Origin of the sequence: Amycolatopsis sp. SID8362, from assembly GCF_010550475.1 — a bacterium.
In the GTDB taxonomy this organism is placed as follows: domain Bacteria; phylum Actinomycetota; class Actinomycetes; order Mycobacteriales; family Pseudonocardiaceae; genus Amycolatopsis; species Amycolatopsis eburnea.
In genome coordinates, this window is the sequence record NZ_JAAGNB010001416.1 from 1 (window position 1) to 22429 (window position 22429).

Here is a 22429-nt window from a genome sequence, read left to right on the forward strand (position 1 = left end):
GTCCGACGGCGGGTTGCCGACCAGGACGGTCGCCGCCGCGGTCGGGTCCCAGCCCAGCGCCGTGGCGCGCGAGAGCACCGACTCCTCGGCGTCGCCGCGGACGATGCCGTCGACGACCAGCGCCTCCAGCCGGGCGTCCCACGCGCCGCGCGCTTCCGCCGCGGCCGCGTAGGAGTTGGCCGCCGCGAACGCGATTTCCCGGCCGTAGCGCAGGATTCCTTCGATCAGCGCCGCCCGTTCCGCTTCGTTCGCGGCGAAATCCGGCAATTGCTCTTCGAAAACCTCGATCGCGAGGCGCACCATGCCGACCGCCTGGCGCAGGCTGACCCACCGCGACAGCTCCGCCGGGGCGTCGCGGAACGCCTCGGTCGTCAGCTGCAGCGCCTCCTTCGAGTCCCGCAGCCAGTCGACGAAGCCCGCGGCCCCCGCCTGCGTGATCAGCAGCACGCTCGCGCGCTGGTCGGCGGGCAGCCGGGCGAACCAGGTCAGCCGCCGCTCCATCACCGCGATGCTGGCGCTGGCCAGGCTGCCGGACGCGTGCTCCAGCCGCCGGAGCGTCTTCGCGGACAGTCCGTGGTGCTTCGGCACCCGGCGCGGGGTGGTGGTTCCATCCATGGTTGGAGCGATCCTACGTGCTCCGCAACTTTCGTAGCCCCCGGCGGCAACGCCGGAAGGTAGGCGGAGCGTGTGAGTACTGCCTAGGATCGCGGGCACCGGGGAAGCAGGAGAGAATGGGGGAACCGGAATGACCGGTTTAGAGATCGACGCGATCTCCAAACGCTACGGCGACGTGGTCGCGTTGCGGGAAATGACGTTCGACGTCCGACCGGGCGAATTGTTCGGGTTCGTCGGCAGCAACGGGGCCGGCAAGACCACGACCATGCGCATCGCGCTCGGCGTGCTGTCGGCCGACGCCGGCGAAGTGCGTTACGACGGGCAGCCGGTGACGCACGAAACGCGGCGCCACATCGGGTACATGCCCGAAGAACGCGGGCTCTACCCGAAGATGAAGGTGGCCGAGCAGCTGACGTACCTCGCGCGGCTGCACGGCATGTCCGCGGCCGACGCGCGGGCGTCGACGGAGAAGTGGACCGAACGGCTGGGCGTCGCCGCCCGCCGCGAGGACGAGGTGCAGAAGCTCAGCCTCGGCAACCAGCAGCGCGTCCAGCTGGCCGCGGCGCTGGTGCACGAGCCGCGGATCCTGGTGCTCGACGAGCCGTTCTCCGGCCTCGACCCGGTCGCGGTCGACGTGATGAGCGCGGTGCTCAAGGAAAAGGCCGCCGAGGGCGTGCCGGTCGTGTTCTCCAGCCACCAGCTCGACCTCGTCGAGCGGCTGTGCGACCGGGTCGGCATCGTCCGGAGTGGACAGATGGTCGAGATCGGCACGGTCGGCGAGCTGCGGGCCGGCGGGGCCGCGCGGCTGCGCGTCGACGTCCCCGGGGCGGGCGACGGCTGGGCCGACGGCGTCCCGGGCGTGCGGGTGCTCGGCCGCAAGGGCACGGTCACCGAGCTGGAGCTGGGTGACGGCGCGGACGACCAGGACGTCCTCAAGGCCGCGCTGGCCACCGGGCCGGTGCGCGAGTTCGCCCGCGAACAGCCTTCGCTGACCGACCTGTTCCGTTCCGTCGTGACGACCGAGGAGGTTCCCGCATGACCAGCCCGCTCCCGGACGTCCGGATGAGCCCGGCCGCGGCGGTGGGGCTGGTCGCCTCCCGCGAGATCAGCACCCGCGTGAAGTCGAAGGCCTTCCGCGTCAGCACGGTGATCATGCTGGTGCTGATCGTGGCCGGCATCCTGCTGCTCAAGCTGCTCTCCGGCGGCAGCGGCGCGGACCAGACCGTCGGCTACACGTCCGCGACCGCTCCGCTGTCCGCCCCGCTGAAGGCCGGCGGGCAGGCGGTCGACGAGAAGATCGACACGGTGCAGGTCGCCGACGAGGCCGCCGGGCGCGCGAAGCTGGCCGACGGCTCGATCGACGCGCTCCTGACCGGCGACGGCAAGAGCGTGCGCGTCCAGGTCAAGAAGGACCTCGACGGCAAGCTCGCGAACGTGCTGCAGCTGCTGTCGCGCCAGGTCGCGATCGACCAGCAGATCACCGCGCTGGGCGGCGACCCCGCGCGGTTCCAGGCGGCGGTCGCGTCGGCGAAGTTCGTCGAGGACCAGCCGCTGGAGCAGCCGTACGACTACAACGGCGCGCAGCTCGGCCTCGGCATCGCGGCGGGCATCCTCATCTACCTCTCGCTGATGATCAACGGCCAGAGCGTGGCGCAGGGTGTCGTCGAGGAGAAGACGTCGCGCGTGGTGGAGCTGCTGCTCTCGACGATCAAGCCGTGGCAGCTGATGGCCGGGAAGGTGCTCGGCATCGGCGTGGTCGGGCTGATCCAGATGGTCGTGATCGGCGTCGGCGGGCTGGTGGCCGTCACGGCGACCGGGGCGTTGCCGGACCTGTCGCTGTCGGCGGCCGTCGGCACCGTGATCTGGCTGATCGTCTGGTACCTGCTCGGGTTCTTCATGTACTCGATCGTGTTCGCCGCGCTGGGCGCCCTGGTTTCGCGCCAGGAAGACGTCGGCGGCGCGACGATGCCGGCGTTGATGTTCGTGATCGCCGGTTACGTGATCGGTATTTCGGTGCTGCCGTCGAACCCGGGCAGCACGTTCGTCGAGGTGCTTTCCGTGATTCCGGTGTTCTCGCCGACGCTGATGCCGATCCGGCTGGCGATGGGCGGGGTCCCGGTGTGGGAAGCCGCGTTGTCGGTGGTGCTGGTGGTGCTGATGATTCCGGGGTTGATCTGGCTGGCCGCGCGGATCTACCGGAATGCGGTGATGCGCACCGGCGCGAAGGTGAAACTGCGCGACGCCCTGCGCGCCGCCTGAGGTTCGCCGATTGTTCATCCGGCCCTCGGACGCTTCGGTGTCCGGGGGCCGGAACAGTGTCTGCCCCCCAATGCTCGAGGCCGCCCGGCGCTCGCGGTTTACGCTGCGCCGGACGGCCTCGTCTCCCCGGTCCCCACCGGTAGAACCAGTATGGCCACCGCTGATCTTTCCGCGCCAGTCGTCTCACTCGATCGTGGGGCGCACGAGTTGCCGTAGCTGGGTACCTGATCCACGATCGCGTGCAACACAGCGGCACCACCCCGAATCGGCGGGTGGAGATTCGGGCGCAAAACCCGTGGAGGGAGTCGGTATGGGCCAGCAACTGAAGGACGGGCTCGGGCAGGCGTGGAACCTGGTGGCCACGTTCGTCCCGAAACTCGTGGGATTCTTGATCATCCTGCTGATCGGCTGGCTGATCGCGAAGGCGATTTCGAAAGCGCTGGGGCTCGTCCTCGGCAAAGTCGGGTTCGGGAAACTGGTCGAGAAGACCGGTCTTTCCGGGAACGTCGGCAGTCAGAAGATCGACGCGGCGGGGATCCTCGTCAAATTGGTGTACTACTTCATCCTGCTGATCGCGTTGCAGCTGGCGTTCGGGGTGTTCGGGCCGACGAACCCGGTGAGCCAGCTGCTCAACGACATCATCGCGTTCCTGCCGCGGATCGTGGTGGCGCTGGTGCTGGTCGTGGTGGCGGCGGCGATCGCGAAGGTCGTGCGGGACGTGGTGGCGTCGGCGTTGTCGGGCCGGGGTGCGGCGCGTCCGTTGTCGATGGCGGCGTACTGGCTGATCATGGCGTTCGGCATCATCGCGGCGCTGGGCCAGGTGAACATCGCGACGGCGATCACGGGCCCGGTCCTGATCGCGGTGCTGGCGACGATCGGCGGCGTGATCGTGGTCGGTTTCGGCGGCGGTCTGATCAAGCCGGCCCAGGACCGCTGGCGCGGCTGGATGGCGAACATGGAGCACCAGCTGGAGACGCCGAAGCAGCGCTCCGGCGAGATGGGCACGGCCGAGCGGCCGCGCACGCCGGTGGGCGCGGACAACACGCCCACCCCGCCGGCCGGCACACCGCGTCCGCCGGTGTGACGCGGTAGCGGAAGGCAGGGAACGGGAACGGGCTCGGCGGGCGAGGAAGCCGCCGGGCCCGTTTTCGTGTTTCCGGGGTCTTGAATGGGTCATTCAGGACCTCTGGAGACCTGAATGAGTCATTCAGGGCGTTCCGGCCGGCCAGGGCGAGTGAGGCCCCGCAGCTCGGCGCCCGTTTTCGTGTTCCCGGGGCTACCCTGGGCCGATGGGGGTCGTCGCCGCGCTCTGGCGCTATCCGGTGAAGTCGATGGCGGGCGAACGGCTGGCCGAGGTCACCGTCGGCGAGCGCGGCCTCGAAGGTGACCGCCTCTACGCGGTCCGCGACGCGAGCGGCAAGCTCGGCAGCGGCAAGAACTCCGCCCGCTTCCGCCGCATGCCCGGCTTGCACGCCTTCGCCGCCCGCTACGACGGCGACGTCCCGGTGGTCACCTTCCCGGACGGGCGCGTCCTCCCCGGCACCGGAATCACCACCGAACTCGCCGGCGCGCTGAGCATCCCGGGCGTCGAGCTGGCGAAGGAAGGCGAAATCCCGCACCACGACGAAGCCCCCGTCCACCTGGTCACGACGTCCTCGCTGGCCTGGCTGGCCGAACGCGCGCCCGGGGTCGTGCTCGACGAGCGGCGGTTCCGGGCCAACGTCCTGCTCGACACTGGATCGAGCCCCGAGCGCGCTGAGGAATCCTGGGTGGGGGCGCGGGTGCGGCTCGGCGAAGTCGAGCTGGAGGTCCTCCGCAAGGCCGTCCGCTGCGTGATGGTCGGCCTGCCGTGCGACGGGCTGCCGGCCGCGCCCGGGCTGTTGAAGACGATTTCCGAGGTGAACGAGGTGTCCTTCGGCGTGCAGGCCCGCGTGGTCCGCGGGGGCGTGCTCCGCGTCGGGGACGTCCACGGGGTGGGATGTTCCGCCCCTCACACTCCCTAGGGAATTCACCCCGCGCGGAGCATGTTGGGAGCGGTAGGACGAAAGGGGCGTGCCGTGGACTTCCTGCTGCACCACGGAATCACCGTGCTGGGCCAGTGGATTTCGATCGCGGAGCTCGCCGGGCAGGTGTTCGCGCTGGCGGTCGTGTTCCTCGCGCAGCGTCGCACCCTGTGGACGTGGCCCGTGCAGGTCGGGGCGACCGTGCTGCTGTTCGCCGTCTACGTCTCCGCGCACCTCGGCGGTCTCGCCGCCCGGCAGGTCGCGATCCTCGCCATCTCGCTCTACGGCTGGTGGGCCTGGACGCGCCGCAAGGACCCGGTGTTCGGCGTCGTCGTCCGCTCGGGACGGCTCGCCGAACGGCTGGCCATGCTCGCCGCCTTCGCCGTCGGCACGACCGTGATGGCGCTGGTCCTGGACGCGCTGAACGCATCCTGGGCGCCGTGGCCGGACGCCGCCATCTTCGTCGGCACCCTCGTCGCCTTCGGCGCGCAGGGCGCGGGACTCGTCGAGTTCTGGCTGGTCTGGCTGGTCGTCGACGCGATCGGCGTGCCGCTGCAGATCTCCTCGGGCCTGTACTTCTCGGCCGCGATCTACATCGTGTTCGCCGGGCTCGTCGTGCACGGCTGGTGGAGCTGGAACCGCTCGGCCAAGCGCGTCGAGGCGCGGGTCATGGCAGCATCCAGCTGAGCACCGGCGTGCTCTGACCCCACACGATCAGGCACATCACCAGCAGCAGCCCCAGGCTCCACGGCAGCACCTTCCGCAGCAGCTTGCCCTCCTCGCCGGGCAGGTTCGCGGCCACGCAGGCGATCGTGAGGTTCTGCGGCGACACCATCTTGCCGAGGACGCCGCCGGAGCTGTTGGCCGCGGCCAGCAGGTCCGCCGGCAGGCCGGTCTTGGTCGCCGCCGTCACCTGCAGCGCGCCGAACAGCGCGTTCGCCGAGGTGTCCGAGCCCGAGACGGCGACGCCGAACCAGCCCAGCACCGGGGACAGGAACGCCAGGCCGGCGCCCGCCGCCGCGATGAACGTGCCGATCGTGCTCGTCTGGCCGGACAGGTTCATCACGTAAGCCAGCGCGAGCACGCCGGTGACCGTAAGGATCGCGAACCGCAGCTCCTTGACCGTCGCCAGCCACTCCTGCGCGGTCCCGCTCGCCGAGACGGCCAGTACCGCCGCCGTCAGGACGCCGGCCAGCAGGACGAGCGTGCCGCCGGTGTTGAGGAACGGCAGCGAGAAGGTGTTGCCGGAGACGGGTTTCCCGTTCGGCCCGGCCACGTTCAGCCCGGGCCAGTGGAACTTCCAGGTCGCCTTGTCCAGCAGCTTCTTGACCGGCGGCAGGACGGCGATCGAGAAGATCACGATGATCAGCGCGTAGGGCAGGTACGCCTTCACGACGTCGGTGCGTGAGTCTTCCGGCGGAGTCTCCGCGGTCGCCGTCCCGCCGGTGCCGATCCGGACGGCTTCGGGCACCGGGCGGCGGGTCTGGGGGAGCGCCACGAGCGCGGCCGCCCCGGCGAGCGCGGCGCCGATGTCGGCCAGCTGCGGCGACACGAAGTTGGACGCGAGGAACTGCACGAGCCCGAACGCGACCCCGCAGACCAGTGCGGGCAGCCAGGTGTCCTTCAGCCCGCGCCTGCCGTCGACGATCAGCACCAGCAGCAGCGGCACGACCAGCGCGAGCAGCGGCGTCTGGCGCCCGACGATCGAGGACACCTCCTGCAGCGGCAGGCCGGTGACCTGGGCGAGGGTGACGACGGGCGTGCCCATCGCGCCGAACGCGACCGGCGCGGTGTTCGCGACGAGGGCGACGACCGCGGCCTTCACCGGGTGGAAGCCGACGGCCACCAGCATCACGGCGCTGATCGCGACCGGCGCGCCGAAGCCCGCCAGCGCCTCCATCAGCGCCCCGAAGCAGAAGGCGATGATCAGGGCCTGGATCCGCGGGTCGTCGGAGATCCGGCCGAACGAGCGGCGCAGGACGTCGAAGTGGCCGGTCCGCACGGTGAGCCGGTAGATCCACAGCGCGTTGACGACGATCCACATGATCGGCCACAGCCCGAACGCGGCGCCTTGGAGCGCCCCGGAGACGGCCTGCACGACGGGCATCCCGAACGCCGCGATCCCGACGACGAGCGCGACGAGCAGCCCGATGAGGGCGGCGTGGTGCGCGCGCATCCGGACGGCGCCGAGGAGCACGAGGACGGTGGCGAGCGGCAGCACGGCGACGAGTGCCGACAGGCCCAGCGAACCGAGGGGAGTGAGATCCTGAACGAACACGGGCGACCTCCGTTTTCCACGATGCGAAAACGGCCTTTCGGCGAGTGCCCGAGATCTTCGTCACAAACCAGGCGGTCCGTCAAGAAGTTGAGTCCGGTTGGCCCAACGAGTCAGGCGTTCACGGCTTCGGCAGGACGGCGAGCGCGGTTTCGGCGATCGCCCGGATCCCGGCCGGTTCGACGCCGCCCTTGCCCAGTGCTTCGAGGCCGCGCAGCACCGCCAGCACGAGCCCGGCGAGGCGGGCCGGGTCCTGGCCGCCGGCGAGGTCGCCGGCGCGCTGGGCGCCCGCGATGCACGCGGTCAGATGACCCTGGATGTCCTCGAACAGCCGCCGGCTGCGGGCCGCGACGGCCTCGTCGTGCTCGGCGCATTCGGCGGTGCTCTTCGCGATCAAGCAGCCCCGGCGGGCCCGGTCGGCGGCGACCGATTCCGCGATCGCGTGCACGTGGCCGCTCAGCCGCGCGTAGGCGGTGTCGTCGGGGCCTTCGAGCTGGCGGCGCGTGCTCTCGGCCATCTCCGCGCAGTAGTGGTCGAAGACGCGCAGGTACAGCGCGTGCTTGTCGCCGAAGGCGCCGTAGAGGCTGCCCTTGCCGAGGCCGGTCGCGGCGGCGAGGTCGTCCACCTTGGTGCCCGCGTAGCCGGTTTCCCAGAACTGGTCCCGGGCGGTGCGCAGGACTGCCGCTTCGTCGAAGCTCCGGGGTCGGGCCATGGGCTCAGGATAGCCGTTCTTGACTATCTCGTCCAGAACGGCGTACGTTCTGGACGAGATAGTCAAGAACTCGGGAGGCATCGTGCAGCTGGAAAACAAGACGGCCGTCGTCACCGGCGGCGGCACCGGCATCGGGCTCGCCATCGCGAAGCGGTTCGCCGCCGAAGGCGCGCACGTCTTCATCACCGGGCGCCGCAAGGAGGTGCTCGACGCGGCGGTCGAGGAGATCGGCGACGGCGTGGAGGCGATCCGAGCCGACTCCTCGAAGCTCGCCGACCTCGACGCGGTCTACCGCGTGGTGGCCGAGCGGGGCCGAGGGCTGGACGTGCTGGTGGCCAACTCCGGCGGCGGGGAGTTCGCGCCGCTCGGCGAGATCACCGAGGAGCAGTTCGACACGACGTTCGGCACGAACGTCAAAGGCGTCCTCTTCGCCGTCCAGAAGGCGTTGCCGCTGCTGAACGGGAACGCGTCGATCATCCTCACCGGCTCGACGACGTCGACGCGGGTCAGCCCGGCCTTCAGCGTCTACGCGGCGACGAAGGCGGCCGTGCGCAACTTCGCCCGCAGCTGGGCGCTCGACCTGAAGGGGACCGGGACGCGGGTCAACGTCCTGAGCCCGGGGCCGACGCTCACCCCGGGCCTGCTCGGCCTGGTCCCTGACGAAGGGCAGCAGGCCCTCGTCGACGGCCTCCAGGCCGAGGTCCCGCTGGGCCGCATGGGCGACCCGGCCGAAATCGCGGCCGCCGCGTTGTTCCTGGCCTCATCGGAGGCCAGCTTCGTCAACGGCGTCGAGTTCTTCGTCGACGGCGGCCAGGCGCAGGTCTAACGCAGGGTGGCGTGGCTCGGCGTCAGGTCCTTGAGGGTCCGGACGCCGAGCAGCTGCATCGTGCGGACCATTTCCGTCCGCAGGATGTCCACGCAGCGCTGGACGCCGCGCTCGCCGCCGGCCATGAGGCCGTACAGGAACGCGCGGCCGATCAGGACCGCGTCGGCGCCGCGGGCGATCGCCGCCACGATGTCGCCGCCGGACAGGATGCCGGTGTCGATCCAGACCTCGGCGCCGCCCTGGACCTCGTCCAGCACCGCGGGCAGCAGCTCCAGCGGCGTCGGCGCGCGGTCGAGCTGGCGGCCGCCGTGGTTCGAGATGAGCACCGCGTCGGCGCCGTGCTTGACGACGTCGCGGGCGTCGTCGACGTTCTGCACGCCCTTCACCACGAGCTTTCCGGGCCAAGTCTGACGGACCCAGTCGAGGTCGTCGAAGTTCAGGGTGGGGTCGAACAGCTTGTTCAGCAGCTCGGCGACGGTGCCGTCGAAGTGGCTGAGCGAGGCGAAGTTCAGCGGCTCGGTGGTGAGCAGGTTGAACCACCACGCCGGGTGCGTCGCGCCGTCGAGGAACGTCTTGAGCGTCAGCGCCGGCGGGATGGTCAGGCCGTTGCGGACGTCGCGCAGGCGCGCGCCGCCGACCGGGGTGTCCACGGTCAGCATGAGCGTGTCGAAGCCGTTCTCCCACGCCCGATTCATCAGATCTTCGCCGGCGCCGTGGTCGCGCCAGACGTAGAGCTGGAACCACTTGCGGGCGCCGGGCGCGGCCGCCGCCAGGTCTTCGATCGACGTCGTCGCCATCGTCGAGAGGCCCATCGGGATGCCGTTGCGCTCGGCGACGCGGGCCACCGCGCTCTCGCCCTCGTGCTGCATCATCCGCGTGAACCCGGTGGGGGCGAAGGCGAACGGCAGCGCCGAGGTCTTGCCGAGGATCTCCCGTGAGGTGTCCACATCGGACACCCCGCGCAACACGTTCGGGTGGAACTCGACCCGGCGGTAGGCCTGCCGCGCGCGGAGCAGGCTGTCTTCGAGCTCGGCCGCGCCGTCGGTGTAGTCGAACGCCGCCCGGGGGGTGCGCTTGCGCGCGGCCATCCGCAGGTCGGCGATGGTGTGCGCGTTCGCCAGCCGCCGGTCGGTCGGGTTCAGCACGATCGGCTTGGGTCGCAGGATCTGCTTCAGCTCGTCCGGCTTCGGCAGGCGGCGCTTGGTCACCTTCATCAACTCCCTGAGACTTCGCGGCAAGAGGAGCCCGCAGACATCGGATGTCTGCGGGCTCCTTTCTAGCACCAGGTCACGCGCTCCCGGAATCCGACGTCTGCGGCCCGGCGGCCGCGATGTCGTCGAGCCGGTACTTCGTGGCCGCTTCGAGGACCTTCGCCTGCTCGACCTCGCCGCGCTTGGCGAGGATCGACAGGGCGCCGACCGTGATCGACTCGGCGTCGACCAGGAACTTCCGCCGCGCGGCGGGCCGGGTGTCGGAGAAGCCGAACCCGTCCGTGCCGAGGGTGAGCATGTCGGTCGGGACGTACGGGCGGATCAGGTCCGGCACCGCGCGCATCCAGTCCGACACCGCCACGACCGGCCCGTTCGCGCCCCGCAGCGCCTCCGTGACGTACGGCACGCGCGGCTCGCTGCCCGGGTAGAGCAGGTTGTCGTGGTCGATCTCGACGGCTTCGCGCCGCAGCTCGGTCCACGACGTCGCCGACCACACGGCGGCCCGCACGCCCCACTCCTCGGCCAGCAGCTTCTGCGCCTTGAGCGCGTCCGGCATCGTGACGCCCGAGACCAGGATCTGCACCTCGGGACCGTCGCCCGCGGGGGCGTCGGCGTACTTGTACAGACCCTTGAGCAGGCCGTCGACGTCGAGGTTCTCCGGCTCGGCGGGCTGCTGGTACGGCTCGTTGTAGATCGTCATGTAGTAGAAGACGTTCTCGCCGTTGCCGTCCGGGCCGGTCTCGCCGTACATCCGGCGGAGGCCGTCCTTGACGATGTGCGCGATCTCGAACGACCACGCCGGGTCGTAGGCCACCGCGGCCGGGTTGGTCGCCGCCAGCAGCAGCGAGTGCCCGTCGGCGTGCTGCAGGCCCTCACCGGTCAGCGTGGTGCGGCCGGCGGTGGCGCCGAGGACGAACCCGCGGGCCATCTGGTCGGCGGCGGCGTAGAGGCCGTCACCGGTGCGCTGGAACCCGAACATCGAGTAGAAGATGTAGATCGGGATCATCGGCTCGCCGTGCGTCGCGTACGACGTGCCGACGGCGGTGAACGACGCGGTCGAGCCCGCCTCGTTGATGCCCTCGTGCAGCAGCTGGCCCTTCTCGGACTCCTTGTAGGCCAGCATCAGGCTCGCGTCGACCGACGTGTACGTCTGGCCGTGCGGGTTGTAGATCTTGGCCGTCGGGAACATCGAGTCGAGGCCGAAGGTGCGAGCCTCGTCCGGGATGATCGGGACGACGCGCTTGCCGATCTCGGAGTCCTTCGCCAGCTCGCGGACCAGCCGGACGAACGCCATCGTCGTGGCGACCTCCTGCTTGCCGGAGCCCTTCCGGATGCCCTCGTAGACCTTGTCGCCGGGCAGGACGAGCGCCTTGGCGGCCTTCGGACGGCGTTCCGGCAGGAAGCCGCCCAGCGCCTTGCGGCGGCCGATCATGTACTCGATCTCGGGCGAGTTCGCGCCCGGGTGGTAGTACGGCGGCAGCTTCGGGTCGCGCTCGAGCTCCTCGTCGCTGATCGGGATCCGCTGCGAGTCGCGGAACAGCTTGAGGTCGTCGAGGGTGAGCTTCTTCATCTGGTGCGTGGCGTTGCGGCCCTCGAACGCCGGGCCCAGGCCGTAGCCCTTGATGGTGTGGGCCAGGATCACCGTCGGCTGGCCGTGGTGCTCCAGCGCCGACTTGTAGGCCGCGTACACCTTGCGGTAGTCGTGGCCGCCGCGCTTGAGGTTCCAGATGTCGGCGTCGGAGAGGTCCTTGACCAGGTCCTTCGTCCGCGGGTCGCGGCCGAAGAAGTGCTCGCGGACGAAGGCGCCGTCGTTGGCCTTGTACGTCTGGTAGTCGCCGTCCGGCGTCACGTTCATCAGGTTGACCAGCGCGCCGTCGCGGTCGGCGTGCAGCAGCGAGTCCCACTCGCGGCCCCAGATGACCTTGATGACGTTCCAGCCGGCGCCGCGGAAGTACGACTCCAGCTCCTGGATGATCTTGCCGTTGCCGCGCACCGGGCCGTCGAGCCGCTGCAGGTTGCAGTTGATCACGAAGGTCAGGTTGTCGAGGCCCTCACCGGCCGCGACGTGCACCAGGCCGCGCGATTCGGCCTCGTCCATCTCGCCGTCGCCGAGGAACGCCCAGACGTGCTGGTCGTCGGTGTTCTTGATGCCGCGGTCGCGCAGGTAGCGGTTGAACCGCGCCTGGTAGATGGCGTTCATCGGGCCGAGGCCCATCGACACCGTCGGGTTCTCCCAGAAGTCCGGCATCAGCCGCGGGTGCGGGTACGACGGCAGGCCGCCGCCCTCACCGGCGTGGCTGTACTCCTGGCGGAAGCCGTCGAGCTGCTGCTCGGACAGCCGGCCCTCGAGGAACGCGCGGGCGTAGATGCCGGGGGAGGCGTGGCCCTGGATGTAGATCTGGTCGCCGCCGCCGGAGTGGTCCTTGCCGCGGAAGAAGTGGTTGAAGCCCACTTCGTAGAGCGCGGCCGAGGACGCGTAGGTCGAGATGTGCCCGCCGACGCCGACGCCGGGACGCTGCGCGCGGTGCACCATGATCGCCGCGTTCCAGCGGATGTAGGCGCGGTAGCGGCGCTCGATCTCCTCGTCGCCGGGGAACCACGGCTCGTTCTCGGTGGGGATCGTGTTGACGTAGTCCGTCGAGGTCAGGGCCGGGACGCCGACGTTCCGCTCCCGGGCCCGCTCGAGGATGCGCAGCATCAGGTACCGGGCGCGCTGCTGCCCGCCCCTCGCCAGGGCCTCGTCGAAGGAGTCCAGCCACTCGGCGGTCTCCTCCGGGTCGATGTCGGGCAGGTGCGCCGCCAGTCCGTCACGGATGACGCGTACGCGTGCCGGGGTCTCCTTGCCGGAGGCGCCGTCGTTCTGCGGGGCCAAGGGGTCTCCTTGCGAAAAGTTGTAGCCGGTGGTGCTCGTGCGCGGGCGTGTACGACTCTCCATCGTCGTCTTCCGTCCCGGCTTCCGCACCGCTACTTGGCGGTAACATGGGCCGACCCGGTCGGGCCACTCCCCGCGCGCGGTGTATCGCGCGCGCGTTTTCTTCTCCCCCACCCTAGGGGACGGCACCCGAAGGGGTGGCAGACCGGTCTCGCGAGGCACCCGAAACGCCGTCGCGGAGGGTCCCTCGCGGGCCGTATCCTGCGACACGAGTTGTCAAAGATCCGGTGTGGACGGTTGCGCGCGGAGCCCTACCAGTGTTCGCTGTTCGCAACCGGGTCGCCGAGTGTGGCGCCGCTGTACCTTCGAAGAGGGTGCTCGACGCCACACTCCGTCGTAGTTGGAGGAGTGAAAGCAGTGGTCGCCGCGGGAGACGCTGATCAGAGCAGCGTCGCCGAGAGGCTCGGCATCAAGCCCGAGATGGTGGTCCAGGAGATCGGCTGGGACGAGGACGTCGACGACGACGTCCGCGCGGCGATCGAGGAGCAGATCGGCGGGGACATCCTCGACGAGGACGCCGACGAGGTCATCGACGTGGTGCTGCTGTGGTGGCGCGAAGACGACGGCGATCTCGGGGACGCGCTGATCGACGCCAGGGGCCCCCTGGAAGAGACCGGCGTGATCTGGGTGCTGACCCCGAAGACGGGACAGCCCGGGCACGTCGAACCGAGCGAAATCGCCGAAGCGGTGCCCGCCGTCGGACTGGCCCAGACCGCCAACATGAGTGTCGGCGCGAACTGGATCGGCACCCGGCTGGTGTCCCCCAAGTCGAAGTCGAAGCAGCGCTGACCCGGCCCCGCCCGGCGGACACGATAGGGTTGTCGTCGCAGGCACGTGTCCGTACGGGAGAGGAAACGCGGTATGGCCGTCGAGGTCGGTTCTGAGGCCCCTGACTTCACGCTCAACGACTACAACAAGCAGCCGGTGCAGCTGTCCTCCTTCCGGGGTGACAAGCCGGTCCTGGTGGTCTTCTACCCGTTCGCGTTCAGCGGCATCTGCACCGGCGAGCTCTGCCAGCTCCGCGACGAGTTCGCGGACTACGACGGCAAGGGCGTCCAGGTGCTGGGCGTCTCGGTCGACACGCCGTTCTCGCTGAAGGCGTGGGCCGAGAAGGAGGGCTACCAGTTCCCGCTGCTGTCCGACTTCTGGCCGCACGGCGAGGTGGCTCGCGCTTACGGCGTGTTCAACGAGCAGGCCGGCCTGGCGGTGCGCGGGACGTTCCTGATCGACACCGCCGGCGTGGTCCGGTTCGCCGAGGTCAACGCGCCGGGCGAGGCGCGCGACCAGCAGGGCTGGAAGAAGGCCGTCGCCGAACTGACGGCCTGAGGTTTTCCCGGCGGTGGTCCCCGGGTGGGGACCACCGCCGGCGGGGCGCATAGCTCAGCGGAAGAGCACTCGGCTTACACCCGAGCGGTCGCAGGTTCGAACCCTGCTGCGCCCACACTCGTGGCCTCGGTCACCCGGCCATCGTCGGCTGCGGCGCGACGGCGGCGCCGGTCCGGCTCATCGTCCGCACCAGGAGCGCCAGCCCCAGGAACAGTGCCGCCGCGATCACGCCCGTCACGTTGAGCGCCGTCGTGAACGCCTCCTTCGCCTGGGCCGCCAGCTCCGGGCGCGTGACGTCCACCGCGAGGGTCGAGCCGGCCGGGAAGACGCCGTGGTAGACCGCGGTGGCGGTCAGGCCGATCAGGGCCAGGCCCAGGGAGCCGCCCAGGTAGTTGCCCGTGTCCGCCATCGAGGCCGCCGAGCCCGCTCGCTCCGGCGGGACCGAGCCCATCACCAGGCCGATGCCGAGTGCGAACAGCGGGCCCGTGCCCAGGGTCAGGATCGCGATGCCCGCCATCACGAGGGCCGGGCCGTGGGTGAAGACCAGCAGGAGGCTGCCCGCCGCCGAGACGAGCAAGCCGCCGGCGATCGCGGTGGCCGGGGAGAGCCAGCGGGTCAGCGTGGGGGCCGTCATCGTGCCCAGTGCCACGCCGAGGCCCATCGGGGCGAACAGGACCGCCGAGAGCAGCGGCGAGTAGCCCAGGACGCTCTGCAGGTACTGCGTCACCAGCAGGCCGACACCCGCCATCGCGACGCCGGCGAAGACCAGGGACACCAGGACCGCCGCGAAGGGGCGGTTGCGGAACAGGCGGAGGTCCAGCAGCGGGAACGCCGTCGTCAGCTGGCGGTGGGCGAAGACCGCGCCGAGCAGCGCGCCGAGGGCGATGGCGCCGAGCGGGACCAGCAGCTCGCCGGTGGTCAGCTGCTTGAGGCCGAAGACGATCAGCAGCACCGCGGCCAGGGAGAGCGCGACGCCGGGGAGGTCCAGGCGGCCGGACGCGGGAGCGCGGAACTCCGGGAGCAGGAACGGGCCCGCGGCCAGCAGCACCGCCACGGCCGGGACCGCGACCAGGAACACCGAGCCCCAGGGGAAGTGCTGGAGCAGGAACCCGGCGAACACCGGGCCGGCCGCGCCACCCGCGAACTGGCACGTCGCCCAGATCGAGATGGCTTTTCCGCGCTGGCGGCCGTCGCGGAACATGTTCGTGATCAGGGCGAGGGTCGACGGCATCAGCGTCGCCCCCGCCACGCCGAGCGCGCCGCGCACCACGATGAGCATCTCCGGGCTCGTCGAGAACGCGGCGACGATCGAGAGGATCCCGAAGGCCGCGCCCCCGGCGAGCAGCAGCCGGCGGCGGCCGATGCGGTCGCCGAGCGTGCCCATCGTGATGACGAACCCGGCGACCACGAAGCCGTAGCTGTCGGTGATCCACAACTGCTCGGTGGCGCTCGCCCCGAGCTCGGCGCTGAGCTGCGGCAACGCGAGGAACAACGAGGTCATGTCCATCGCGACGAGCAGGGTGGGCAGCACGAGCACCGCCAGTCCCAGCCACTCCCGCCGTCCGGCCGGCTTGTCCATTTCCGCTCCTTCTCCGTGGTCGGTCACACCAGGGGGTCGGAGCCGGTCGGGGGGACCGGACACGGTGCCGCGAAGTTTTTTTCCCGGCTAGCGTCGGCGGGGTGAAGATCATCGTGCTGGGGGCGACCGGGCTCGTCGGGCGAGCGGTCGTCGCCACCCTCTCCGGACGGCATGACGTCGTCGCTGTCTCGCGCACGTCGGCGGTGAGCGCCGACCTCCGCGAACCCGCGACGCTCGACGCGCTCTTCGGCGCCGGTGGCGACGCCGTCGTGTGCTGCGCCGCCAACGTGCCGCTGCGGCCACTGGCCGGGCTGATCGACGAGCAGGTGCTCGACGACCTGCGCGCCAAGCTGCTCGGCCAGGTCGCGCTCGCCCGGCGCGCGGCCGCGCACCTGACCGACGGCGGCTCGATCACGCTCACCGGCGGCACGTTCACCGACCCGATCCCCGGCAGCGGGCTCGGCGCTTTGGCGAACGCCGGGCTCGAGGGGTTCGTCCGGTCGGCCGCCGTGGAGCTGCCGCGGGGGTTGCGGATCAACCTCGTGAGCCCGGGGTGGATCAGCGAGACCATCGAGGCGATGGGCGAGGACGGTGCGCGCGGGACCCCGGTGGCGGTTGTCGCCGAGGCTTATCGCGGGCTTGTCGAGGGAGATGCCAACGGGAGCACTGTCGTGCCCCGGTGACCCGGCTCGGTGCGGCGGCCTTCTTGCTCTGGTGGCGGGCCGGCGCCCGTGCGTAAGCCGCGGGTGTAGTGCCGTGCCCCGCTTCCGCAGTCCGGTCGCCGCCGGGCCGGCCGAGGCAAGGCACCCGCGGGCCCCTTGCCTCGGTGGCGGGTCGGCGGCCGGGGTAAGCCACGGGACGATGGGTGCCGTGCCCGCCTCGGTGGTCGGCCAGCGGCCCCTTGCCGCCGGTGGGAAGAAGCTACCGCGCGGCACCGACAGTTTCGGGATCCCAGGCGTGACCTGCGAAAGCCTCGTCCAGCGGCGCCTGGATCAGCCGGTTCGCGTACGTCGAAACCGTGTACGTCCCGATCCCCAGCACCACCTCCAGCGCGTTCCGCGGGGTGAACCCGGCCTCGACGAACTCGGCCAGCGACGAAGGCGGGACGTCCCCCGTCGTGTCCATCACGGTCAAGGTGAACCGCCGCAGTGCCTCGAGCCGCGCGGACGGCAGGGGCGCCTGCGCCCGCAACGCCGCGATGAGGTCCGGTGGAGCCGACAGCCCCGAAAGGGACGCCGTGTGCATCGCGACGCAGACGTGGCAGCCGTTGCGCGTGGCCACCGTCATGACCAGGACTTCGCGCTCCAGCGCCGTCAGCGTCGTGGTCTCGAAGATGGCGTTGAGCTTGAGGAAGCCGTTCAGCGTCTCCGGCGACGTCGCCATCCGGGCGACGGCCGGCGGGATGTGGCCGAACTTCTTCGCGGTGGCCGCCATCGTCGGGCGGGCGGCCGGGGGTGCAGACTCCGGGGTGTGATCGGGGAACAAGACGTCTCCAGACGTAGGATCGACAACGTGGTTGTCGAAACCGTAAACCTGGTTGTCGAAAAGGGCAAGGGGTAATGGCCGAACCACCCGGCTACGAGCTGCCGTTCCTGCTCTTCGGCGGCTTCCGCACGCTCATCGACCGCCTGCACGCCGAGCTCGCGCGCCGCGGTCACCCGGACGTGCGTCCGTCGTACGGCTTCGCCATGCAGGCGATCGGTGTCCAGGGCGCGACGGCGTCGGAGATCGGCCGCCGCCTCGGCGTGTCCAAGCAGGCGGCGGGCAAGACCGTCGAACGGCTGGAAGCGCTCGGGTACGCCGAACGCGCCGACGACCCCGCCGACGCGCGGCGCAAGATCGTGCGGCTCAGCGCGCACGGCGTCGACGCGCTCACGAAGTCGGCGGAAATCTTCGACGACCTGCGCGCGGAGTGGGCGCGCGCGGTCGGCGCCGAGCGGATCGGCGCGCTCGAAGCCGACCTGCGCAAGGTCGTCGGGCCCGCGGCCTACCGCCTGGACGCCGCGGGGTGGTTCACGAGCTAGTAGCCGCAGCCCGGGTCCGGCGCGTCCTTCGACAGCGGGCTGCCCGCCGGCAGCACGTACAGGACTTCGAGCACCAGCGGCGTCGACCCGAGGTTGCGGCCGATGTGCACCTGGTCGGGCTTTTCGCTGAACGCGCGCCCGGTCCCGAAGACGCCGTCGAGGCTGCAGTCGGCCAGGTTGTGCGTCAGCGTCCCGGCTTTCACGTACGCGTAGAGCGTGCCGTCGTGGAAGTGCCAGCCGGTGTAGCCGCCGGGCTGGATGGTGATCTCCCGCAGCGTGTAGTCGGTGTGGCCGACGGTCTTCTGGGCCAGGATCGTGCCGGTGACGCCGCTGCCGGGCGTCGCGGACGCGGTCCACGGGGCCAGCGTGACGGCCAGCGCGGTGGCGGCGATGATCGTGCAGGTCTTGCGCATCGGGCGGTACTCCTCACGACGGGCGCAGGGTGCGCCGCATCATCTTGCCCGATTCCGTGCGCGGCAGGCGATCGGTGAAGTCGAACCGCTTCGGCGTCTTGAACCCCGCCAGCGCGGCCCGGCAGTGCTCGGCCAGTCGCGCGGCCAGCTCGTCGCCCGGAACGACGCCGGGCACCGGCTCGACGACGGCGACCACGCGCTGCCCCCATTCGGCGTCCGGCTCGCCGATCACCGCCGCGTCGGCGACGTCGGGGTGCGTGAGCAGCCGCGCCTCGACCTCGGCCGGGTAGATGTTGACGCCGCCGGAGAGGATCAGGTCGGTCCGGCGGTCGAGCAGGAAGACGCGGCCTTCGGCGTCGCGGTGGCCGAAGTCGCCGACGGTGATGAACTCGCCCGACCGGTTCGCCGCGGTCTTCTCCGGGTCGCCGAGGTAGTCGATCGCGGTGTGCGCGGAGCTGAACCAGATCGTGCCCGGCTCGCCGTCGGGCACCTCGGCGCCGTCGTCGTCGAGGATCTTCAAGCGCACGCCGGTCAACGGCCGCCCCACGGTCCCCCGCGCCTCGAGCCACTCCGACGCTGTGACGCCGCAGATCAAGCCTTCCGAAGCGCCGTAGTACTCGTGCACCACCGGGCCGAGCCAGCCGATCATCCGCTCCTTGACCTCGCGCGGGCAGGGCGCCGCGCCGTGGATCACGCTCACCAGGCTGGACGTGTCGTACCGCGCGCGGACGTCGCCGGGCAGCCGCAGCATCCGGTGGAACATGGTCGGCACCAGGTGGGTGCTCGTGACGCGGTGCCGTTCGACGAGCCGCAACGTCTCTTCGGCGTCGAAGCGGTCCATCAGCACCGCGCTGTGCCCGAGGTGCAGCGCGTTGACGGCGAACGAGCCGGGCGCCGCGTGGTAGAGCGGACAGGCCACCAGGTGCACCCCCGGTCCGGGGAGCACGCCGAACGAAGCCAGCAGATCGCGGTGGATCGGGTGCAGCGACGGCGGTTTCCCGCTCAACGCGCGCCGGACGCCCTTGGGCCGCCCGGTGGTCCCCGACGTGTAGAGCATCGTCTGGCCCGCGGTCCGCGGCACGGGTGGCGACGACGGCTCGTCCTCGCCCCACGACGCGTAGTCGCCCCAGCCCTCGGCCGGGCCGATCGAGAACCGCGGCACGTCGACGTCGCATTCGCGCGCGATGTCCGCCTCCGCGACGACCACGCGCGCGCCGCTGTTCTCGACCACGTAAGCGATTTCCGCCGGCGAAGACCGGTAGTTGACCGGGGTGAAGTACAGCCCGGCCTGCAGCGTCGCGAACAGCAGCTCGAAGTACGGGAGTCCGTTGTGGACGATCGCGACGACGCCGTCGCCCGGCCCGAGCCCCAGCCGGTGCAGCGCGTGCGTCAGCCGGTTCGCCCGCGCCGCCAGCTCGCCGAAGGTCGCGGCGGTCCCGTCGGGCGCGAGCACCGCGAGCCGGTCCGGGTGCTGCTCCGCGACGTCGAAGAAGGTGCTCACGCGTCGCACGCTACCGGTACCGTGCGACGCATGGACGCGGACGTTTTCGGGCAGGTCCTCGGCGCGGTGCGGGAGTTCGTGCGCAAGGAGGTCGTGCCGCGCGAGGCGGAGATCGACGAGCACGACGAGATCCCCGCCGGAATCCGGGACAAAGCCGCCGGTCTGGGCCTGTTCGGCTGGGCGCTGCCGGAGGAGTACGGCGGCCTGGGGCTCGGCATGGCCGAAGACGTCCGGCTGGCCATCGAGCTCGGCTGGACGACGCCCGCGTTCCGGTCCCTGTTCGGCACCAACAACGGCATCGCCGGCCAGGCGATCGTGCACTACGGGACGCCGGACCAGCGCACCCGCTGGCTGCCGCGGCTGGCCGCCGGCCAGGCGATCGCCTCCTTCGCGCTCACCGAAGCCGAGGCCGGCTCGGACCCGGGCGGCCTGACCAGCCGCGCGGTCCGCGACGGCGACCGCTACCGGCTCTCGGGCACCAAGCGGTTCATCACGAACGCGCCGCTCGCCGACGTCTTCGTCGCCTTCGCGCGCACCGACCTCGACAGCACCGGCAGCCGCGGCATCTCGGCGTTCCTGGTCCCCGCCGGGGCGGAGGGCGTCACGGTCGGCCCGCACGACAGCAAGATGGGCCAGGCCGGCGCGTGGACGTCGGAAGTGGTCTTCGACGACGTCGAGCTGCCGGCCGACGCGCTGGTCGGCGAGGAGGGCAAGGGCTTCGGCATCGCGATGGCCTCGCTCGCCCGGGGCCGGCTGCACATCGCCGCCCTGTGTGTCGGCATGGCCGAGCGCGCGCTCGCCGAAGCCGTCGAGTACGCGCGGACGGCGCGCCAGGGCGGCCGCGTGATCGGCGAGTACCAGCTGGTCCAGGCGCTGCTGGCGGAGTCGCACGCGGAGCTGGCGGCCGGGCGCGCGATGGTGCACGAGGCCGCCGCGAAGTACGACTCGGGCGAGGACCGCAAGCTCGGCCCGTCGTCGGCGAAGCTGTTCTGCACCGAGATGCTCGGCCGGGTCGCCGACCGCGCGGTGCAGGTGCACGGCGGGATGGGGTACGTCCGCGGGGTGACGGTGGAGCGGATCTACCGGGACGCGCGGCTGTTCCGCATCTACGAGGGCACCAGCGAGATCCAGAAGCTCGTGATCGCGCGGCAGCTGCTCAAGGACTGACTTGCGCTGGAGTTCACTCCAGCTCTTACCGTCGCGGGCATGACCACCGCACAGCACAAGATCGGCTCCGGGTTCGGCGCCGGAACCACCGCTGCCGAGGTCGTCGCGGGCCTCGACCTGACCGGCAAGCTCGCGATCGTCACCGGCGGCTACTCCGGCATCGGCCTGGAAACCACCCGGGCGCTCACCTCGGCGGGAGCGCACGTCGTCGTCCCCGCTCGCCGGCGGGCCACTGCGGTAGAAGCGCTGCAGGGCCTCGAAAACGTCGAGGTCGACGAGCTGGATCTCGCCGATCTCGGCAGCGTCCGCGCGTTCGCCGAGCGGTTCGTGGCTTCGGGCCGGGGGATCGACGTCTTCATCGGCAGCGCCGGGATCATGGCGCTGCCGGAGACCCGCGTCGGCCCGGGCTGGGAGGCGCAGTTCGCCACCAACCACCTCGGCCACTTCGCCCTGGTGAACCGGCTCTGGCCCGCGTTCGACGCCGGTGCTCGCGTCGTTTCGGTGTCCTCGCGCGGCCACCACTACGGCCCGGTGCGCTTCGACGACCTGAACTTCGAGCAGGGCTACGACAAGTGGCTCGCCTACGGCCAGGCGAAGACGGCGAACGTGCTCTTCGCGGTGCACCTCGACAAGCTCGCCCGTGACCGCGTCCGCGCGTTCGCCCTGCACCCGGGGCGGATCCTGACCGACCTCGTCCGCCACCTCGACCGCCAGGAGCTGGTCGACGCCGGGATGGTGGACGCGGAAGGCCGGGTGACCGGCGGCGCGAAGACGCCGGAGCAGGGCGCCGCGACGCAGGTCTGGGCGGCGACGTCGCCCCAGCTCGACGGCCTCGGCGGGCTCTACCTCGAAGACTGCGACGTCGCGGAACCCGCCGGCGACGAGCGCAGCGGCGTCAAGGACTACGCGATCGACCCGGCGCTGGCCGAGCGCCTGTGGACGGTGTCGGCCGGGCTCACCGGGGTCGACGCCTTCGCTTAGGCCCGCAGGCTTTCCAGGTGCCGCCGCAGGACGTCGCGGGCGAACCGCGGCGGCAGGCGGCCCGGCTGGGTGACGCCGCCGAGGGTGAGCCCGTCGAGCAGCGCGGCCAGCCGTTCCGCCTCGAGGGCGAGGTCCAGGCCGGAACGCAGCGAGCCGAGCGCGTCCGCTTCGGCGAGGCACCGTCGGGTGAGCGCCCGCGTGCCGTCGTGCACGCGTTCGGCCTCGGCGGCCAGCTCCGGGCGGGTGCGCGCGGCCACGGTGAACGCGAGCCACACCTCCGCCTCGGCCGTGCGCGTCTCGTCGTGGGGGAGGAGCTCGGCCAGCAGCCGGACGGTCGCTTCGAGCCGGTCCGGCGTCCCGGCGAAGATCCGCTCCGCGCGCTCGGCGATCCGGGCGGTCACGCGGTCGGCCAGCGTGCGCACGGCGAAGACGATCATCTCGTCGCGCGTCGCCAAGTAGTGCCGCACCGACCCGATCACCAGCCCGGCTTCGGCGGCGACGGCACGCAGGGACGCCTGGTCGACGCCGTCGCGGCGGATCACCCGGAACACGGCGTCGGCGATTTCGAGACGGCGGGCTCCGGCGTCGACGATCTTCGGCACGTT

The 22429-nt window shown here is 71.2% G+C and carries 21 protein-coding genes, 1 tRNA gene and 1 pseudogene; 13 read left to right on the plus strand and 10 right to left on the minus strand.

Annotated features, from left to right (window positions below; translation table 11 throughout):
* Positions 1 to 615 (minus strand): annotated as a pseudogene (locus G3I65_RS43225) (PucR family transcriptional regulator); the annotation flags it as partial.
* 130 nt (positions 616 to 745) lie between these two features.
* On the opposite strand from G3I65_RS43225, the gene G3I65_RS43230 reads away from it, so the two are divergent.
* The 5 genes from G3I65_RS43230 (at position 746) to G3I65_RS43250 (ending at position 5564) form a co-directional block, all read left to right on the plus strand.
* Positions 746 to 1654 carry an ABC transporter ATP-binding protein gene (locus tag G3I65_RS43230; RefSeq protein WP_160701225.1) on the plus strand — a complete coding sequence of 303 codons (909 nt, stop codon included), beginning with the start codon at positions 746 to 748 and terminating at the stop codon, positions 1652 to 1654.
* Positions 1651 to 2874, plus strand: coding sequence for an ABC transporter permease (locus tag G3I65_RS43235; RefSeq protein WP_239071796.1), 1224 nt, complete (start codon positions 1651 to 1653; stop codon positions 2872 to 2874). The genes G3I65_RS43230 and G3I65_RS43235 overlap by 4 nt, the downstream gene beginning before the upstream one ends.
* 310 nt (positions 2875 to 3184) lie before the next feature.
* Positions 3185 to 3958, plus strand: a complete 774-nt coding sequence (locus G3I65_RS43240) for a hypothetical protein (protein WP_160701226.1) — start codon at positions 3185 to 3187, stop codon at positions 3956 to 3958.
* Between the two features lie 205 nt (positions 3959 to 4163).
* Positions 4164 to 4877 (plus strand): MOSC domain-containing protein, encoded by a 714-nt coding sequence (locus G3I65_RS43245; protein ID WP_160701227.1) that lies wholly within the window; start codon positions 4164 to 4166, stop codon positions 4875 to 4877.
* A gap of 54 nt (positions 4878 to 4931) precedes the next feature.
* The gene (locus G3I65_RS43250; protein ID WP_160701228.1) at positions 4932 to 5564 is read left to right on the plus strand and encodes a nicotinamide mononucleotide transporter family protein; all 633 of its coding nucleotides are present in this window, start codon (positions 4932 to 4934) and stop codon (positions 5562 to 5564) included.
* Here G3I65_RS43250 and G3I65_RS43255 read toward each other — a convergent pair.
* Together G3I65_RS43255 and G3I65_RS43260 are read right to left on the minus strand one after the other, a co-directional pair.
* Positions 5545 to 7155 (minus strand): L-lactate permease, encoded by a 1611-nt coding sequence (locus G3I65_RS43255; RefSeq protein ID WP_160701229.1) that lies wholly within the window; start codon positions 7153 to 7155, stop codon positions 5545 to 5547. The genes G3I65_RS43250 and G3I65_RS43255 overlap by 20 nt on opposite strands.
* Before the next feature lie 118 nt (positions 7156 to 7273).
* Positions 7274 to 7864 (minus strand): TetR/AcrR family transcriptional regulator, encoded by a 591-nt coding sequence (locus G3I65_RS43260; protein WP_160701230.1) that lies wholly within the window; start codon positions 7862 to 7864, stop codon positions 7274 to 7276.
* 79 nt (positions 7865 to 7943) lie between these two features.
* On the opposite strand from G3I65_RS43260, the gene G3I65_RS43265 reads away from it, so the two are divergent.
* Complete coding sequence (locus G3I65_RS43265) at positions 7944 to 8690, plus strand: SDR family oxidoreductase (RefSeq protein WP_309235989.1); 747 nt, start codon at positions 7944 to 7946, stop codon at positions 8688 to 8690.
* Here G3I65_RS43265 and G3I65_RS43270 read toward each other — a convergent pair.
* Positions 8687 to 9898 (minus strand): alpha-hydroxy acid oxidase, encoded by a 1212-nt coding sequence (locus G3I65_RS43270; RefSeq protein ID WP_160701231.1) that lies wholly within the window; start codon positions 9896 to 9898, stop codon positions 8687 to 8689. The genes G3I65_RS43265 and G3I65_RS43270 overlap by 4 nt on opposite strands.
* Before the next feature lie 79 nt (positions 9899 to 9977).
* Positions 9978 to 12773 (minus strand): pyruvate dehydrogenase (acetyl-transferring), homodimeric type, encoded by a 2796-nt coding sequence (aceE, locus tag G3I65_RS43275; protein ID WP_160701232.1) that lies wholly within the window; start codon positions 12771 to 12773, stop codon positions 9978 to 9980.
* Positions 12774 to 13190: 417 nt separating this feature from the next.
* Between aceE and G3I65_RS43280 the strand changes: the two genes are divergently transcribed.
* The 3 genes from G3I65_RS43280 to G3I65_RS43290 all read left to right on the plus strand — a co-directional run bounded on the left by G3I65_RS43280 (position 13191) and on the right by G3I65_RS43290 (position 14274).
* Positions 13191 to 13622 carry a DUF3052 domain-containing protein gene (locus tag G3I65_RS43280; RefSeq protein ID WP_125306217.1) on the plus strand — a complete coding sequence of 144 codons (432 nt, stop codon included), beginning with the start codon at positions 13191 to 13193 and terminating at the stop codon, positions 13620 to 13622.
* 72 nt (positions 13623 to 13694) lie between these two features.
* Positions 13695 to 14159, plus strand: a complete 465-nt coding sequence (locus G3I65_RS43285) for a peroxiredoxin (protein ID WP_160701233.1) — start codon at positions 13695 to 13697, stop codon at positions 14157 to 14159.
* A 43-nt stretch (positions 14160 to 14202) separates the two neighbouring features.
* Positions 14203 to 14274, plus strand: a tRNA-Val gene (locus G3I65_RS43290).
* A gap of 15 nt (positions 14275 to 14289) precedes the next feature.
* Here the strand turns inward: G3I65_RS43290 and G3I65_RS43295 are convergent.
* Complete coding sequence (locus G3I65_RS43295) at positions 14290 to 15738, minus strand: MFS transporter (RefSeq protein ID WP_160701234.1); 1449 nt, start codon at positions 15736 to 15738, stop codon at positions 14290 to 14292.
* Positions 15739 to 15839: 101 nt separating this feature from the next.
* Here G3I65_RS43295 and G3I65_RS43300 point away from each other — a divergent pair, with 101 nt between their 5' ends.
* Positions 15840 to 16421: a short chain dehydrogenase gene (locus G3I65_RS43300; RefSeq protein ID WP_160701235.1), complete on the plus strand. Its 582-nt coding sequence runs from the start codon at positions 15840 to 15842 to the stop codon at positions 16419 to 16421.
* Between the two features lie 238 nt (positions 16422 to 16659).
* Here the strand turns inward: G3I65_RS43300 and G3I65_RS43305 are convergent, their stop codons facing one another.
* A complete protein-coding gene (locus G3I65_RS43305) occupies positions 16660 to 17223 on the minus strand; it encodes a carboxymuconolactone decarboxylase family protein (RefSeq protein WP_160701236.1) in 564 nt (187 codons plus the stop codon).
* Between the two features lie 74 nt (positions 17224 to 17297).
* Here G3I65_RS43305 and G3I65_RS43310 point away from each other — a divergent pair, with 74 nt between their 5' ends.
* A complete protein-coding gene (locus G3I65_RS43310; RefSeq protein WP_160701237.1) occupies positions 17298 to 17762 on the plus strand; it encodes a MarR family winged helix-turn-helix transcriptional regulator in 465 nt (154 codons plus the stop codon).
* Here G3I65_RS43310 and G3I65_RS43315 read toward each other — a convergent pair.
* Both G3I65_RS43315 and G3I65_RS43320 read right to left on the minus strand, forming a co-directional pair.
* Complete coding sequence (locus G3I65_RS43315; protein WP_160701238.1) at positions 17759 to 18175, minus strand: cupin domain-containing protein; 417 nt, start codon at positions 18173 to 18175, stop codon at positions 17759 to 17761. The two genes, G3I65_RS43310 and G3I65_RS43315, sit on opposite strands and share 4 nt — an antisense overlap.
* A 13-nt stretch (positions 18176 to 18188) precedes the next feature.
* Entirely contained in the window at positions 18189 to 19676 is a 1488-nt protein-coding gene (locus G3I65_RS43320) for an AMP-binding protein (RefSeq protein ID WP_160701239.1), read from the minus strand.
* A gap of 30 nt (positions 19677 to 19706) precedes the next feature.
* On the opposite strand from G3I65_RS43320, the gene G3I65_RS43325 reads away from it, so the two are divergent.
* Positions 19707 to 20843, plus strand: coding sequence for an acyl-CoA dehydrogenase family protein (locus G3I65_RS43325; RefSeq protein ID WP_160701240.1), 1137 nt, complete (start codon positions 19707 to 19709; stop codon positions 20841 to 20843).
* 39 nt (positions 20844 to 20882) lie between these two features.
* A complete protein-coding gene (locus tag G3I65_RS43330) occupies positions 20883 to 21824 on the plus strand; it encodes an SDR family NAD(P)-dependent oxidoreductase (protein WP_160701241.1) in 942 nt (313 codons plus the stop codon).
* Here G3I65_RS43330 and G3I65_RS43335 read toward each other — a convergent pair.
* Entirely contained in the window at positions 21821 to 22426 is a 606-nt protein-coding gene (locus G3I65_RS43335) for a TetR/AcrR family transcriptional regulator (protein WP_160701242.1), read from the minus strand. The two genes, G3I65_RS43330 and G3I65_RS43335, sit on opposite strands and share 4 nt — an antisense overlap.
* Positions 22427 to 22429: the final 3 nt, after the last annotated feature.

Excerpts from the sequence above, each read along its gene's own strand:
- G3I65_RS43325 (WP_160701240.1), top strand. The coding sequence starts at position 19,707 with ATGGACGCGGACGTTTTCGGGCAGGTCCTCGGCGCGGTGCGGGAGTTC.
- G3I65_RS43295 (WP_160701234.1), bottom strand. The coding sequence starts at position 15,738 with ATGGACAAGCCGGCCGGACGGCGGGAGTGGCTGGGACTGGCGGTGCTC.
- G3I65_RS43260 (WP_160701230.1), bottom strand. The coding sequence starts at position 7,864 with ATGGCCCGACCCCGGAGCTTCGACGAAGCGGCAGTCCTGCGCACCGCC.
- G3I65_RS43245 (WP_160701227.1), top strand. The coding sequence starts at position 4,164 with ATGGGGGTCGTCGCCGCGCTCTGGCGCTATCCGGTGAAGTCGATGGCG.
- G3I65_RS43315 (WP_160701238.1), bottom strand. The coding sequence starts at position 18,175 with ATGCGCAAGACCTGCACGATCATCGCCGCCACCGCGCTGGCCGTCACG.
- G3I65_RS43230 (WP_160701225.1), top strand. The coding sequence starts at position 746 with ATGACCGGTTTAGAGATCGACGCGATCTCCAAACGCTACGGCGACGTG.
- G3I65_RS43285 (WP_160701233.1), top strand. The coding sequence starts at position 13,695 with ATGGCCGTCGAGGTCGGTTCTGAGGCCCCTGACTTCACGCTCAACGAC.
- G3I65_RS43330 (WP_160701241.1), top strand. The coding sequence starts at position 20,883 with ATGACCACCGCACAGCACAAGATCGGCTCCGGGTTCGGCGCCGGAACC.
- G3I65_RS43310 (WP_160701237.1), top strand. The coding sequence starts at position 17,298 with ATGGCCGAACCACCCGGCTACGAGCTGCCGTTCCTGCTCTTCGGCGGC.
- G3I65_RS43235 (WP_239071796.1), top strand. The coding sequence starts at position 1,651 with ATGACCAGCCCGCTCCCGGACGTCCGGATGAGCCCGGCCGCGGCGGTG.
- G3I65_RS43240 (WP_160701226.1), top strand. The coding sequence starts at position 3,185 with ATGGGCCAGCAACTGAAGGACGGGCTCGGGCAGGCGTGGAACCTGGTG.